This is a genomic window from Citrobacter sp. EC_71 (assembly GCF_019584005.1).
GTDB lineage: Bacteria > Pseudomonadota > Gammaproteobacteria > Enterobacterales > Enterobacteriaceae > Citrobacter > Citrobacter werkmanii.
Genome location: NZ_VDAY01000026.1, coordinates 36,592 through 51,066, shown reverse-complemented (window position 1 = coordinate 51,066; position 14,475 = coordinate 36,592). Strand labels below are relative to the sequence as shown.

The 14,475-nt window shown below is 49.9% G+C and carries 20 protein-coding genes; all 20 read left to right on the top strand.

Annotation, left to right across the window (positions count from 1 at the left end):
• On the top strand, nucleotides 1-91 hold a 91-nt coding region (locus FHD02_RS24520; protein ID WP_039391442.1), incomplete at its 5' end, for a hypothetical protein.
• Nucleotides 92-740: 649 nt separating this feature from the next.
• Complete coding sequence (gene mobI, locus FHD02_RS21255; RefSeq protein WP_016241569.1) at nucleotides 741-1,172, top strand: conjugative transfer protein MobI(A/C); 432 nt, start codon at nucleotides 741-743, stop codon at nucleotides 1,170-1,172.
• 876 nt (nucleotides 1,173-2,048) lie between these two features.
• Nucleotides 2,049-2,738 (top strand): hypothetical protein, encoded by a 690-nt coding sequence (locus tag FHD02_RS21250; RefSeq protein WP_009652897.1) that lies wholly within the window; start codon nucleotides 2,049-2,051, stop codon nucleotides 2,736-2,738.
• 594 nt (nucleotides 2,739-3,332) lie between these two features.
• The gene (locus FHD02_RS21245; protein ID WP_007372259.1) at nucleotides 3,333-3,896 is read left to right on the top strand and encodes a hypothetical protein; all 564 of its coding nucleotides are present in this window, start codon (nucleotides 3,333-3,335) and stop codon (nucleotides 3,894-3,896) included.
• A gap of 12 nt (nucleotides 3,897-3,908) precedes the next feature.
• Entirely contained in the window at nucleotides 3,909-4,325 is a 417-nt protein-coding gene (locus FHD02_RS21240; protein ID WP_016241566.1) for a hypothetical protein, read from the top strand.
• 121 nt (nucleotides 4,326-4,446) lie between these two features.
• Entirely contained in the window at nucleotides 4,447-4,698 is a 252-nt protein-coding gene (locus FHD02_RS21235; protein ID WP_007372261.1) for a hypothetical protein, read from the top strand.
• A gap of 15 nt (nucleotides 4,699-4,713) precedes the next feature.
• Entirely contained in the window at nucleotides 4,714-4,986 is a 273-nt protein-coding gene (locus FHD02_RS21230) for a hypothetical protein (protein WP_016241565.1), read from the top strand.
• A gap of 13 nt (nucleotides 4,987-4,999) precedes the next feature.
• Nucleotides 5,000-5,383, top strand: coding sequence for a hypothetical protein (locus FHD02_RS21225; RefSeq protein ID WP_007372262.1), 384 nt, complete (start codon nucleotides 5,000-5,002; stop codon nucleotides 5,381-5,383).
• Nucleotides 5,384-5,445: 62 nt separating this feature from the next.
• Nucleotides 5,446-6,150, top strand: coding sequence for a hypothetical protein (locus FHD02_RS21220; protein ID WP_007372263.1), 705 nt, complete (start codon nucleotides 5,446-5,448; stop codon nucleotides 6,148-6,150).
• A 168-nt stretch (nucleotides 6,151-6,318) separates the two neighbouring features.
• Complete coding sequence (locus FHD02_RS21215; RefSeq protein WP_007372264.1) at nucleotides 6,319-7,491, top strand: hypothetical protein; 1,173 nt, start codon at nucleotides 6,319-6,321, stop codon at nucleotides 7,489-7,491.
• 792 nt (nucleotides 7,492-8,283) lie between these two features.
• Complete coding sequence (locus tag FHD02_RS21210) at nucleotides 8,284-8,619, top strand: hypothetical protein (RefSeq protein ID WP_007372266.1); 336 nt, start codon at nucleotides 8,284-8,286, stop codon at nucleotides 8,617-8,619.
• Nucleotides 8,620-8,766: 147 nt separating this feature from the next.
• Nucleotides 8,767-9,360, top strand: a complete 594-nt coding sequence (locus FHD02_RS21205; protein WP_007372267.1) for a hypothetical protein — start codon at nucleotides 8,767-8,769, stop codon at nucleotides 9,358-9,360.
• 92 nt (nucleotides 9,361-9,452) lie between these two features.
• Nucleotides 9,453-9,719 carry a hypothetical protein gene (locus FHD02_RS21200; RefSeq protein WP_007372268.1) on the top strand — a complete coding sequence of 89 codons (267 nt, stop codon included), beginning with the start codon at nucleotides 9,453-9,455 and terminating at the stop codon, nucleotides 9,717-9,719.
• A 108-nt stretch (nucleotides 9,720-9,827) separates the two neighbouring features.
• Entirely contained in the window at nucleotides 9,828-10,286 is a 459-nt protein-coding gene (locus FHD02_RS21195; RefSeq protein ID WP_007372269.1) for a hypothetical protein, read from the top strand.
• Nucleotides 10,287-10,321: 35 nt separating this feature from the next.
• Entirely contained in the window at nucleotides 10,322-10,798 is a 477-nt protein-coding gene (locus FHD02_RS21190) for a hypothetical protein (RefSeq protein WP_007372270.1), read from the top strand.
• 74 nt (nucleotides 10,799-10,872) lie between these two features.
• Nucleotides 10,873-11,148 carry a hypothetical protein gene (locus FHD02_RS21185; RefSeq protein ID WP_007372271.1) on the top strand — a complete coding sequence of 92 codons (276 nt, stop codon included), beginning with the start codon at nucleotides 10,873-10,875 and terminating at the stop codon, nucleotides 11,146-11,148.
• A 114-nt stretch (nucleotides 11,149-11,262) separates the two neighbouring features.
• Entirely contained in the window at nucleotides 11,263-11,535 is a 273-nt protein-coding gene (locus FHD02_RS21180; RefSeq protein ID WP_007372272.1) for a hypothetical protein, read from the top strand.
• A gap of 154 nt (nucleotides 11,536-11,689) precedes the next feature.
• Nucleotides 11,690-11,995, top strand: coding sequence for a hypothetical protein (locus FHD02_RS21175; RefSeq protein WP_016241563.1), 306 nt, complete (start codon nucleotides 11,690-11,692; stop codon nucleotides 11,993-11,995).
• A 12-nt stretch (nucleotides 11,996-12,007) separates the two neighbouring features.
• On the top strand, nucleotides 12,008-12,301 hold the full coding sequence (locus FHD02_RS21170) for a hypothetical protein (protein ID WP_007372274.1): 294 nt from the start codon (nucleotides 12,008-12,010) through the stop codon (nucleotides 12,299-12,301).
• Nucleotides 12,302-12,395: 94 nt separating this feature from the next.
• Nucleotides 12,396-14,468, top strand: a complete 2,073-nt coding sequence (gene dinG, locus FHD02_RS21165; RefSeq protein ID WP_016241562.1) for an ATP-dependent DNA helicase DinG — start codon at nucleotides 12,396-12,398, stop codon at nucleotides 14,466-14,468.
• The last annotated feature ends 7 nt before the right edge of the window (nucleotides 14,469-14,475 follow it).

The window sequence follows — 14,475 nt, the reverse complement described above, 5'->3', positions numbered from 1 at the left end:
CTCAATGTGGCAGTTACTGAAAAAGGTCCGCCATTTTATGGAAACCGCCAGCCCATTCCCCGGAGGAAAACATGGCCAGGCAAAAGTGTAGCGGTATTAGGCGCAGCTATTTAGTATATATACCTACAAAATGTGACATAAATCACTATGAAGTTACTGTGATTTAGGATTGATCCTGAAGACGGAGGGAGGTGATGGAAGTTTCAGCTGCGTTTGCCATTGTATTCTCCAGAAAGGTAACAAAAAGTGGAAAAGCCAGAAACATAAGTTTCTGCCATATCATATAGCGACTCTACATAATCGTTTACTAAGAGGTTTGTGCAGCGGTGGGCGTCATCCCGTTAATCGCCTCTACATTAGGGGAAGTAAGTTTCCATTATATTCCCCAGAAACCTATTAAAAATCAGAAATGCCCAGAAACGTAGTTTTCTGCCATATCATATAGAGATTGGCAAACTGCTTGATTAAAATAAAATGGCTTGATAAAAGTACCCGTACAGATAGATATTAATAGCTCAATCACCAGATTGCCATTGTATTCTCCAGAAACATGCAAAAAATGAGAACACCCAGAAAGATACTTAACTGGAGAATCAATCTTTCCTGTTTTGGAACTGAAAACTAAAAATCGAACCTGAAAAGGAGTTTTCTCTTTCTCCAGAAACATAGAGTTCTGGCGTAATAATAGAGATTCTCTTTTTTGGGGTTAAGTCCTAATCAAAAAACATCGAGGTGGTTTTATGCAACTCGTCGGGTACATCAATGATCTGGAAAAGGCTCGTGATGCGGTTGATTCAGCCGCAGAACTTCTGTTTAACGAGGCCAATAGTCTTCGGGAGGAATACTGGGACAAAGCTATTGCTGATGACGAGAAGGCACGGTACAGCTTTAACGTAACCAGGCAAGGAACAACTATCAGGATCCGCTGGGCCAGATTGACACCTTTGCGCAAAGCTGGTGGAGGCATTGATCGTGTCGTTCCCAAATACCTACCTCTCAACAAAGGCGAATCATATCCACCAGCGAAATTTAAGGATGCAAGCCAGCGAGAACTTGCGCTTATCGAACTGTATGAAGGTCAGCTTATTTGGTTGCGTGATGAGTTACGAAAAAACCGTGCAATTCGGCAGGCACTTTCACTTCGAATAACTCACCTAAGAAAACAGCTTTAGAAATACAAACCGCTCTGGAGTAAACATAACGGATATACATGAATACCAGGCGATGACCTGGTATTTTTGTTAGTGAGCCTTCAGGCGATCTGTTAGTGAGCCTTCAGGCGATAGCGGACTTATCGCGGCGGAAATGAATCAGGAGGATCGCAATATGATCGCGAGTGTTTTCGCCCGGGTATGATCGGGTGGGAATGCAGCGGACTATTTCGCGGGCGCGAATATGGAAGGTAAACAAAGCGGAAGCGATAGCGTCGGTTTTCTCTATTTTTACATCGGGAGGTTGAGCATGGTAATAATCAAACCGCACGATGTCGGAGGAAAGATGAATTTCCTCCGGGGGTTTTTATGGGCAACCGGAGGTTGCCCTGGTTTTAATCGCCGGGGAAAACCAAAAGTGAATAACCAACATGGTTTTCCTCCGGGGGTTTTTGTCGCGGCGAGTACCGCTTAGAAATTGTGATCGGCTATCGAAACGGACAATATGAAGTCGATACCCTCGTTCGGAATAACTTCCCTCCCGATACACGCGTAAACAAAACGAAACCATTAACAAATTATCGCTCAGATTATCAAAGTGGATCATCTCCGTCTCATACCAGCCAAATTCCCTTGTAAACCGATCTGTATTCGCAAAAGGATCCGTTATTGGGATAAAACCACGCCAGAATCGCCTCAGAACGATTCTGAGCTTATCCCCCTGGTATTTTCACGATCGGATTGATTAAAACGCGCCTGAGCGTTTTGAGCGCGTTTTGTAGATCGACATATCTGTAAATTTCCTGAGTATGGTTTGGCTATGCCCTGATTTTGTTCCGAACGGGGAAGCCGTTATGATTAGGTCTGAATGTAAAGCACTTGTAGAGGTGATGCGGTATGAGTCACGAGCGCATTGAGGTTTTTGGTGATGGAGGCAGCTGGATAGCCGAAAGGCTTAAGTCATTCAGGTTAACGATCTTGGGTCAAAGTGAGTCGTTGTCTATCGTCAGGAACCCGACTGACAATTCTGCCTGGGTGACTCACGATGATACCGGCCTTGTTTTATGTCCCCTCCATGTTGATGGTTCGTTGGCCCCGGATATCGCTGAAGCTACTGAGACGGTGGAGAAATACATCTCCCGAGTGAGCCCTGCGGGAATATCAGCACGGATAAAGCAAGCCCGTAACCACCTGGATAGAATTGCCGCACCGGTAGACTCACGTTCTGCGGCAGCACTGTTAAGACGTGGCGGAATCCCGATTCTCTCACTGCGAACCACGGAATATCTGAAGTGGTACGAGTTGTTAGCGAGACTGGCGAAAGGTCAGGCTCTGTCACCATCCATCTGGGTGGATAACTACCTTGCCGGTGATACACCAGAAAGTGCATGGGCTAATGGACGCGGACTCTATGAGTTAATCAACAATGGGAATATGACATCAGCCAATACGATTTTCCCGGTCTGGTATTCTGTAGCTCTCGCACTGGGAAGATTCACAACAGAAGAACTACCTGTGATGAACGCCTGGCCGAGCTATTGTGATGGAACCCGTGTGGAGAGTTTTATCCAGTTGTATCGTGATTAATTCTTATTCATATGTCATATGATTAACGCTAAAGAAGATCTGCGGTAAGTCTGGCCGTTACCCGGAACCCCGGGACAGACCGAAACTTGCTTTCGGGTTGTCTCGGGGTTGGCCGAGCGAAGCGCTGGCAAGCACCACACCTATTTTGAGGAGAAGCCAATGTTAATTTCGTATAAGAGCAAATTGAAATTAGGATCTATCGCACTATGTTCATTTGGTGTAGGTATGGGCGTTATGCTATCAAAAACCGTTCCACTATCTTTAAGCGCTGTAGTAGTACTCGCCTTTTTCTGGTTACTCTCAATCATTTGTTTAGGGGTTGCTGCTTTCTTTTGTTCCGATTGAAATTGTGTAGTTCATACAGTACCCCGAATAATCCCCGCCTTTGTCAGTAGATAACCGTGAGGCAGACCGAAACTTGTTTTCGGGCTGTCGAGGGGTTGGCCGAGCGAAGCGCTGGCAAGTACAGACCATATTGTTCCCCCTGCATTTCTCATCGCTAAATTCTTTCTTGAAATATCGTCAGATTCCCTGTTTGTCACCCACCAGCCTCATGTTGTTATTGACCTAACTGCCATTCAATGGGAAGCAACAATGTTTAATTTAATCGCGAAGGCTAAAGAAGCAGGTTATCAATTCTGGATCAGTGCCTCCAAGGTACTGACAGTTACTACCGGAACCGAGATGGGGCTGACGATTATTAAAACTGTAACTGATATTAACCCTTGCTTGCTGGTGGCGGAGTTAATGAACCTTGGGATCACGTTATCCCCAGATAATAATTATTTCTGCTGGTTGGATAGCGAAGGTGTCCTTTGGGCCGTTGACCGCCACCATCTCTATCGAGGAAATACAGGGGAGCATGGGGTAAACTGGGATGTCGTCTATCATCACGGCATGGTAATTAATACCCCTGAGCAGGCATCCATCCTTTTCAAAATTCCCCACATTGGGCGCTTTACTGCCACTGTAATGTATAGCGCTGGCTATACACCCGACTGGGCTCTTCCAGCCTTTGTTGATTTTTCTGGTGAACCGGATCATGAAACAATACTGTCGTGGTTATCCGAGGTAGGCATTCGTAATGCAGGAATGCATCTCGAAGATATTGAGTTTCTTTCTGTTGAAGAAAATCCCGACGCTTATATCTCTCTTTAATGAGGTCTCTGTATGTCAAACGTTAAACCTTATTCCTGGGTAGTTCGCTTCGATGTTGCTCCTCAGTGGGTAGCTGACGGCTTTATCATGACAGATACCACAGCTCTCGAAATGCTATCTGATGTTATCAACTATGCAAACGATCACGAACTTGCCGCATTGGTTATTTCAGCACCCGATGCAGAAAGAATTTCCGAGGAGCAAGGCTATTTGGCTTCTAACAATGCGGAGCTAATGCGTCAGGTGCTAATCGGCTCACCGCAGGCATATGCTAAAGCATCTGTGGCAAATACCCTGCTAAAGGCTATAACCGCACTTGAGCAAACGCAGGATAATAAGCAGGTCGTTAAAGAACTGCATTCCAGCCTCGCTTTACTGACGGGCAATAAGCCTATTTCGGACATTATCTGGTTTCCAACCCCAGAATAATTCTTTCATAAAGAGCTTAAATCTTTAGCTCATTTATTTATGGATTTTCTATTCGTCAGCCACCCAGCGTGTGTTTAACTGAAGTTAGTAAACAAAACGAAAAACATACGCGGGGTGATTTATGAATACTGCAATTCATCAAGTACGAAATAACGTTCGTCGCACTACATCTGCACGTCCTGTTTGTTATCCAGTTCGCCCGCAGACAGAGAAAGAACTTTTTTCTGTAGGCCGCAGCCTCTGGTATCGCTACACCACTTCATTTGGCCCGTGCCGTGAAGTTCACCATCATCATGTGCAGCAGCTTGCACACCTGGTGGGTAAATCTGTTGGCTATGTTGAACATGCCATTAATCATTACCTCACGCATTGAACGAGGCGGCTTAATATGTCTACTCAAATCTATTGTGCGGTGCTTCGCCATTTCATGATGATGGCTGCATCCTCCCAGCACTCATTGATTGTGCTGAAGCAATTATATAACGCAGAGATTTCATCGAAAGCTCACCTGGCCGGTCTCTCCGTGTCCGAAGCTGAAGCGCTCCTGGCTCTACCATCCACCAGCTGGCGCAAACGCGATGATGTAATTCATGAGCTGAACATTCGCCTTAAGCAACTCACTAGCGTAGCCACACCGCCAGCTCAACAAGTCGCAAACTGAAGGAGTCTATAACATGCTGCCATTTCTCATTTTGCTGTTCTGCTCATCGCCTGAGACGGCGCGAATGATCCTAATCTACGCTACCGATGAATCTGCGGCCCGCCTCCAGGCGCTTGAAGATTTCGCACGTCTGAATGATTCGGGTTTTGCTGCTTCCGCCCAAACCCCATATGAGTGGGAGAATCCTCACGGTGACCAGCTCTTTATTGAGTCGGTATACCCGGTTCCATCCGGCGATTTATCTGCTATCCGCCGTATGCTCGGGGATGACGATGCCCCATATACCGACAAGCACCTTATTGCCGGTTTACTGGAGGACAGCCGACGTATCCAGATGATTGAACCGAATGCCGGTACTCTTTCTCGTATTGCTCAGGCAGAGCAGTACCTTCAGTAGACTTGTGTTCCGACCGCCCACCAGCAGGTGGGCTTCGGGCTAATTTCCTGTACGAGGTATGTATGCAAGGTACACCACGCTGGTGGCAGAACGGTCGTCGGGTGCAGGCCGTTCTCGCAGAGAATCAGACCGCAGATGTAAGGCTCAATATCGGCCCAGAAAATGACTTCTGGTTTACTGATGATGGTAATAATCCTGTTGCTGTGCTTAGGGTTATCGGCCCGGTCTGTCCACTGGATCCGCTAAAATTCACCTCCAGTATCACTGATGTCCTTCCTGAAGATGTCCATAGCTATAAAAAAGCCCTTCAGGAACACCAGATGATAAACCGGCCTGTCTCGTTCTATCTTGCACTTGCCGATGCCTGGTTGCTTGTTAACGAACAGCAGCCGGTTTACCAGTTCCGCATCCGAAACCAGTACAACGGCATGACTACTGAATGGAATTCCGTTGCCCGGGACAAAGTCATTGAAGTGATTAAGATGCAGCCGGAAACCGCTGAATTCCGGGTTCTCGTCCCATCGGCTCCTGAGCCTGCTGCGAATGCCCGGCAGTTGATCTCAGAAATTGAAGGTCTGCGTGAAGCTATTGGGAAACTCTACCCGGCAAATACTGATGTACGTCGTATTGCCAGAAACAGCGGCTGGATGCATGTATACGACGACACCAATGCCAAAATGAACTTTGCAGACAATGCCAGAAATACCCCTTATCTCGATGCCTTTGTGACTCAACTGCATCTCTTCCTCACAGATGATCGAGAGTAGATGTAAAACCTCCCTGAATCTTTCTGCTCTAACCAGCGCTGTCATATAGCATTTTTTTGACGGCGCTGCCGGTTGCGCTTTTATCAAACATGGTAAATACATTGTTTCATGCTGTCTGGCTCCCGGGCGCGGAGTTATCGTTGATGGAACCAAGTTGAGATATTCGAAATGAAAAGACCAACGGCACATAAAAATGACCGTCTGCCGGTGCGAAGATCTAACCCTACAACGCCTCAAGCAAGAGAGCGCGTTATTGCCGGGCTGGTGGCCTCAGCTACATCTGACTTCGTCTACCTCGTTCAGTGGCTGAAATCAGGAAAGCAGAACGGTGACCCTCTACAGCTATCCAGATGGGATAGCCTGAGAAATGCAATAAGCCACCTTGAGACGCTTGATGCTGGTGTACAACCTGACTGGCGCAAAGTCCTCACCCTGGTGTCGCGGGAAATTCATACCAGCCATAATGTCCAGGCGGTTGTTACTCCTCCGTCTAAAATCGCCGGTGGTATACTCAGCAACCTTAACGACATCAGCCAGAAGATAGCGACCGGGCTTGCTTCCCCTGACATGCTCGGCAGGCTCGATTATATGCTTCAGTTGACCGCAGGCCTGGCAGGTGGTGATGATCTGGCGCAAAGCATCCGTAAGGTTTCAGACAGTGCAGAAAAAGCCCTACGTGGTTATGACAAGCCGCAGGCAAAGGCCAAAACGCCTAAACCGGCCCCACCAGCTCCTGCATTCCGGGATGATCAGACGTTCAGGCAAGAGTGTGCGCCACTGATTGGGGTTGATGACCTCTTTGTTCTGGCTAATTGCCTTATTGCGATGTCCGCCCGCCTGGGCCGTTCTCCTGTCAGCCTAGCGAAACGCGCAGCGGGTTTAAAAGGTGTGATTAAACCCGATATGCTGGCTGACCTGCTGGAGCTCTTACAGCAGGACGTGGATCTGACCGCCCTGGCCCCGCCACCCAGGGTTAAAGACGATAATAGCCGCAGTGATGGAGGTAAGCTCGTCGGTTTAACCGGGGTCGTCGAAGGTGGCGCGTCAATCGGTGCTGAAGCGCAGCGTATCATCACCGCAGAACTGAAGAAGCACTCGCCGCTCACTTCGGCGCAGCGCGTATCTTTCGATACCGCCCGTGCGGGTCTGGCGCTGGAGAGCGATACATTCCGGGTTATTGAAGAGATCAGACGTATTGCAGCATCACTCAACTGGAGACCGCTGGCTGTCGCGGCCCATGCCGCGCATAAATCGCCTGGTATCCGCCCGGAGATTGCCGGGGATGTGATCACGTTGCTGGCGCAGGATGAGGCCTTAACCACCAGCAAGCCTAGCCGTTAAGTACCTGCCGCGCTGACTACAGCTTACCTCGCGATATTGCACCAGCAGCTCAGAAATAATACCGGTATAAACGTCCGCGTTTTGCCGGTATTTTAATTCGCCCTATTTTTAGAATTAGCGATAATAGCGTTGCTTATTACGTATTTTTACACTCAGAAACCTTCGTCACATGAATAGGGTATGGTTCACTGAATAGACAAAGACGTTAAATCTGGTCAGCTACAGAAAGGAGGATTTATGTAAATGCTCTCGTTACGTTCAAACTCTTAAAAAACTGCCGCGCCTGCCTATATAAGCCAGGCTGTAGACCTGAAGTCTACAAATTTAGCGTTACTGACAATTCACAATCCAGTGAACCGGCCCACACTAAGGAGGTTATATGCGAACGCGTAACTTTAAATCTGAGTCTATGTAATCTGATCAGCTGGCGCTGCCGAGAATGGCGGACTCCGCTACCCCGGTGATAGACCGGGGTAGCAGGAAGAAAGAGTAACGATTTACCGGTTTTAAAACCAAATTTTCGTCAAATGGGATACAAGCGCCCAAGGCCGGTTCCCGTCTGACAGACCGAAGTTGTGATGTGTGCATCGCCCCCCTGGAAGTTGTTTTATTGAATTGCTGTGTGTAGTTTTGCGGGGATAATACCCCGCTTTTTTTTTGCTTATTCTTCTTCGTCACCCCACCTTCCTGTGCCATCATACGTATAGAAAATAACTTTTCACTTCTGACCCTTTTTCAGTTGAAGTCTTATGATTTGATATTCCGCTAATACACACACATTAAGGAATGAAAATGAGCAACGATATTCATAACAAAATTGCTGATGCTTTAGCTTCTGTTGGTTTAAAACTTTCCGATGGATATACCCGGGCCGCACTCTTACTGAAGATGAAAGGTTCAGTTAGTCTCAATTTTGCTGTTGATGGCAAACCTGTCACTGTCACTCTCCATATGACTGAATCGGGTGATGTTACTGCTACCACTGATTATGACGATTCAACCGCTACTGCCGCAGCAGCAGCCGCAGCCACTACAACGCCAACACAAGAGTCGGTGGAAAAACCAGCAGAAGAGTCGGTGGAAGAGCCAGAAAAAAGTAATACACGAAAAGGCCCAAGGCCTAAGTAATAACTGCGCTGGAACTACATGTTGGCATAATTATAAATATCAAAACTGGCGGGGTTAAATCCCCGCTTTTTTATGCCCGATTTCCTTCGTCACCTGAATACCCCGTGAGACTATAAGTAAACAAAACGAACAACACGGGGCAACGCCATGACCACCAGCAAAGAGAAAAATGTATTCTACGTTCACTACTATGAATCCGACTCCAGTGGTGGCGAACTGCCACTGATGCGCATTGAAGCGGAGAACGAAGATGAAGCCAACCTGATCTGTCTTCGCAACCTCGCGGATGTTTATGACGTTGATCATGACGACATCAGTCTTGAAGACGGCTTCGAAGTGAACGGCAATAGCGTTTATCTGCAAGGTATCTACCCGGCGACCTCAGAGCAGGCACTGGTAGTTGATGCGGTATTTAATATGACTTCTGTAGAACCAGTCGCTGAGGCTGTGACCGGCACGGCGGAATCCGCCTGCGGTATCAGCCTGGTCTCTGATAAGGTCTGGCTGGAAAGCTGGTTCGACCTCGAAGACAAATTTGCTGATCAGATGGCCCACGTCGCTGAAGATGACAAGTCTGATACACGCTTCTTGCTCTACCGTGACCAGGTCATCGATGTGCGTGAATGCGAGACATCTTCTGTCCCAGGCTGGGATCTCCAGTTCGGCTTGAGCGGCGGTACGCAGATGCTATTCATTCGCCTTTCTGATGATGGCGATCACGTTGCACTGGGTCTCGAATAACTGCTGCCTGCGCCCGGGCTTGTTTGCCCGGGTTGCTCCCCTCCCCTGAATCAAACCGAGTATCATGACATCATTCTGAGGAGTACCAGACGATGAGCGAAGTAAAGCACTTCAGCATCACGAAAACCGTTGATTTTTACATCAATGAAGCATCCCCGGAAATTATTGCGGGCCGCAGGATCTATCTGGAAACCGTATTGATTCCTCGCCTTCGTACCGGCCTTGCCGTGCTCAATAAGATGGGCCTGACCGAGCGTGAAGATATGGAGCTGCGCGATGTGTACCAGCGTGGCGTGGAATTTTTTGACAAATTGTTCGATGGCCCTGTCCCGCAGGCCAATACCACCACCAGCCACTAATCCGCAAATTTTGTCCTTTTTTTACCCGGCTCTGACTTCGTCACCCGGGTAACCAGTGATTTAATAAGTAAACAAAACGAACATACCAATAATCACTGGGGATGCACCATGTTTAAAAGTCTGTCTGAATTGATGACCAGCGTTGGCAAGACTGATGCGCATAAAGTCTCGATAGTCCAGGTTAAAACCGGTGTCACCTCGTGGGGCCGCAAAAACCAGTCATCCCGGCCTACGGCTGAATACCAGATCTGGATGGATACTCCTGACAACGACAGTCGTATCGTCCTGAAGCTGAATTTCGTGCTGAGTTCCCGCCGTAACCAGCCTGAGAAGAATGCGCCCCTGAATATTGAAATCAGCCAGTACGCTAACTGGGATACGGTGAAACGCGCCTGGGCGGAATGCGCTCCTGAACGCTATATGCGGCTGGAGAATGAAACGACAGATGAGTTTATGTCCACCAGCGGGGTCTGGGAAGAAGCATCCGTCATCACCAATGACATGCAGCCGGATTACCGCTACTTCTATCCAGGCACGTCCTATTACGTGGCAAACGACAGCTACTGAAGCCAGAAAACACACCATATAACCGAGGATCTACCATGACCGACGCTATCCAGACTGCCCCTGAAAGCTTCAGCCTTTCTTCCCTGACCGACCTGTATCGCACAGTGCAGGCAACCGAGTCCCACGCTCTTTCAATGATGCGTGTCCAGAGGGGGATCACCTCCTGGGGGAGCCGTCGTATAACTGACCGCCGAACTGAGGGGTTCACCGTCTTTCTGGATGCGCCGGATAACGCCAGCCGTATTACTGTTAAAACGGAGTTCGTGCTGAATGCAGCAAAGACCGGCCCTGATACGTCTAATGATCTGGTGGTGGAAGCGCGTGAACATTCAGGCTGGGATGAGAGCCGGAATTGTTTCACTGTTACCCGCGAGATCGGCGAACTGCGGGTTAATGCTGGTGGTGAAAATCATGCTGCTACACTTCGTCAGCTGTGGAAGCTGCTTCACGCGCAGGCAAAAGCCTACCAGTCCAGAAATACTGCCGGTAACGCCACCTGGCTTATGTTCTGATAAGCCCCGGGCATGGTAATGTGCGTCACGACATTACGCCGTGGCGCACTACGTTCGTTTAGAAGGAAATGAAGATGAAAATAAGCCAGCTGGAAGTCGGGATGAGTGTCTGGTCGGTTAGCCGGGTAAATATGGGCAACACCACACTTAAAACAGTTGTCGTCCACCCGGTCGTGATTGTCGAAGTCCATGATAACCACGTCATAGCCACCTGGAATGGTAACGCCCCGCGTCGTTTCGGTGAGTCCGTCGTTAAGGGCTGGAAGAAAGAAAAGCCGTTGCTGATCCGTGAAGGTTTCGGGCAAATGCGCCTGGCTACCAGGGAAGAGAAAGCGCTGGCTGGTAAGTAACCCCCTTCGTGACCTGTATGACCCGTGGTGTAATGGCTCCGACAACCTGGCAGTTTTCGCAACGCAACACTCTGCCGCAAATCACCCTCCACGGGGCCAGACAGGGAATACACGATGACCGATGCCATTCTCTCTGAAGAGCTGTACTTCAAATACCTCAACACCTACGAACGCGAAAGCAGGTTTCGCATTGACTCTTTTCGCTTTGATGGCGAGCCTCAGTGGACAACCAAATTCGGTCAAGCTCGCATCCGCCCTTCTCAGGTACGTGTACTGCTCTGCCGCTGCGGGGCAAACAACTGGAAAGACGATGGCAGGTTCGCCAATGAGTACTGCTGCGACAGCTGCGGACAGTTCGTGGAGGTGCTACAGCATAACGACCGTTGATTCGCGTCCCGGGGCCGGAGCTGATGGCTCACTGATAAACCATTTCAGACCGACATATTCATTCTGATAATACCCGACGTATCGCCTTCGTCACCTGCCGGGCCCGTGTTGTACTGGTATCAGTACAACATAAAACGAGATCACGGGGCGCATCATGCAGACACTGACCGACGTATTCAGCGATAAGGCGAATAAAGCCTTTCATTCGATTTTCGCCGATTTCCTGCCCACCAGCGCGGATGGGGTAATCACCTTTACGGTTCGCGGCTATGGCGGAAAAACTGCCTGCATGACCGTCCCCTCTGGAACCCCGGTTTTCGTCTTTGGCACTGAAGAGCTCGCCGACTTCCATCGCTCCGCCGTGGCGGGTGAATTCTACATCGTTGATCACGGTGGTTTCCGCACCCTGAATCAACAGGTAGAACGTGGCCGCGTCCCAGTCATCTACGACATCCTCTGAAGGGATCCGATTATGGCAATCGACACAGTTTACCGCCTGCGGCTCGATTTCGACGTGTATAACGGCGATGTCATCGACACCAAAGAGCAGGAAGACAAAGACCAGATCTCCATTGCGAAAATCACCCAATTTATCTTCGATGCCTCCGTTCGGCTCAAGCTTGATGCCTGCGAAACCAGCGATGGCGGGCCAGCACATGGGCCTTACTGTGTTCTTGAGCACTGCAACCGAGCTGTACTGGAACAGGCCGAAACTGAAATTAAACGCTATGTGAGACGCTTTAAAGGCCATTCACTGGAAGACTGATGAACCCGGTACATCCACCAGCATGAGGATGTACCTGACTTCGATAGCCGCTGCCGGGCTGTGCCTCCTGAGCAGCAGAGGACAAGGTACGGATATGCCAGACAATAAACCCCGGATGACTGCCGCTGAAATGACTGAGCGAGCCTATCACTTCTTCCTGGACGCAAAGGGTCTGTCCCCTCGTGCCGGGCAGGTAGACATGATGGCGTTTTGCAGCGCAGTCGTTAACGCTACCCCCGCTGAGGAGCAGTATCGCGTCGGGGTTATTGAGGCCGGTACGGGGACAGGGAAAACACTCGGGTATTGTCTGCCGCTGATCCCCCTGGCGATGGAAAAGCATAAGACGCTGATCATCTCCACGGCAACCGTTGCGCTTCAGGAACAAATCATCTCCAAGGATCTGCCAGAAATACAGGCGAGAGCGGGCCTGAGCTTCTCCTATGCGATGGCGAAGGGCCGTAGCCGTTACTTCTGCCAGATGCGCTGTGACGTTCATATGGAAAGCGAGATGAATGCCTATGGCTACATCCGCGATGATGTGGAGGATATCAGCAAGGCCTTTGCTGGTGGTCACTGGACAGGAGAGCGTGATTCCTATCCTGATGAGATCAATGAGGCGGTATGGGGTCGGGTCAATGCTATTGGCAGTCAGTGCCCTAAAAAGCGTTGCCCACATTATCACCGTTGTCCGTTCTTCCTCGCCCGCGCCCTGCTGGAGTCGGTGGATGTGGTTATCGCCAACCATGACATCGTATTGTCTGACCTGTCACTGGGAGGCGGTATTATCCTTCCCCCGCAGGAAGAGTCCATTTATGTGTTCGACGAAGGTCACCACGTTCCGCAGAAAGCAATTAACCACTTTGCGACCTCCGCCTCTCTCGATGCCAGCAGGCATTTCATGAGCGAAATCTTCGACATGGTAATGACCATGCCAGAGTCCTACGGCGGGACTATGGAAAAGCACGTGCAGCAGCTGGTGGAGCTTGCGGGCCATGCCGGTGATGAGCTCGGTGAGCTGCGGGGGACACTTTTACGCTCCCTGAACTGGCGAAACGATCACGAAATGCCAAATGGCACGGAATCGGACATCTATCGCTTCCCGGAAGGTTTCGTTCCTGAAGATATTGCGGCCCTGTTTAAGCCTGGGTTAAAGACAGTAAACGAGATGCAGAATATCGTTGTGAAAATGACGGCGATTGTAGATGAGGCCGGGCGGGATATCAGCGAGGAAGAACTGGCCCTTCAAAAGATGGCTGTCGGCGAGCTGGCAAATCGCCTGGCGGGTATGCATCAGGCTCTGGCCTCATACTGCGGGAATAAAACCGTCTCTGGTATGCCTATGGCCCGGTGGATTAACGTCCGTCGTACTAAACGCAGCACCGAAGTGGTGATTAATTGCAGTCCGGTCTATGCGGGCGAACACCTGAAATCCGAGCTCTGGTCGAAGGCTTATGCCACCATTGTGACCTCGGCAACAATCCGCTCCCTTAGCAAGTTTGACGCATTCCTGGAGCAGGCCGGTCTTCCAGTCGATACACCTACCCTGCTGGCCCGCAGCCCGTTTGATTACCAGAACAACGGCGTGTTGTTCATCCCCCGTATGCGCTCGGTTCCGACCAATCATGAAGAACATACGGCGGAGATCATCGAACTCCTTCCCAAACTGGTGCTTCGGCTTCAGGGTTGCCTCGTGCTGTTCGCCTCCCGCAGGCAGATGGAAGAAGTCAGCAAGGCGATGCCTCAACACATTTCACCGCTTCTGCTGATACAGGGGGCACTTCCAAAACGGGAAATACTGCTGCGCCATAAGCTCAGAATCGACCGTGGTGAGCCGAGCATTATCTTTGGTATGGCTTCTTTCAGTGAAGGGGTGGATCTGCCTGGCGTGTACTGCAACAACGTCATCATTGCCAAGCTGCCTTTTAGCGTTCCGACCGACCCGGTGGGCCAGACCCTGACGGAGTGGCTGGAGAAAAACGGGCGTGATGCTTTCCGGGAAATCTCGATACCGGAGGCCTGCCTCAAACTGACCCAGTCCGTTGGTCGGCTTATCCGCACAGAGAGCGATACCGGCGCGGTGACTATCCTGGATAAACGCCTGAAGACAAAAGCCTACGGGAAAGACATCCTCGCATCCCTGCCCCCTTTCAGGCGCGAAATTCGTTAATCAACAG